The sequence below is a fragment of the Parvimonas sp. D9 genome, from assembly GCF_035282565.1.
Classification (GTDB): domain Bacteria; phylum Bacillota; class Clostridia; order Tissierellales; family Peptoniphilaceae; genus Parvimonas; species Parvimonas micra.
Genome location: NZ_JAYKBM010000295.1, coordinates 1 through 230, shown reverse-complemented (window position 1 = coordinate 230; position 230 = coordinate 1). Strand labels below are relative to the sequence as shown.

Annotated in this window: 1 pseudogene; it reads left to right on the top strand. The window is 38.7% G+C overall.

Annotated features, from left to right (window positions below):
• Positions 1–230: pseudogene (locus VJI94_RS08920) on the top strand (ISL3 family transposase); the annotation flags it as partial.

The window sequence follows — 230 nt, the reverse complement described above, 5'->3', positions numbered from 1 at the left end:
ATATTCAATACACCAGAAATAAAGGCTCATGGTGGTAATGAAGTCTGGTATGACGAGCTATTGGAAGAAAACAAGCTCTTCTTTACAATAGATCTCGTTAAAGACCTGCTAGACCAAGCATACAACTCGCATGACGAAGTAGAAATGTGCGTCAGACTAGAAGAGATCATAGATATCTGTAAGGCAACTAAAAATAGTCACTTTATTTGGTTTGCGCGTCTCTTATACCG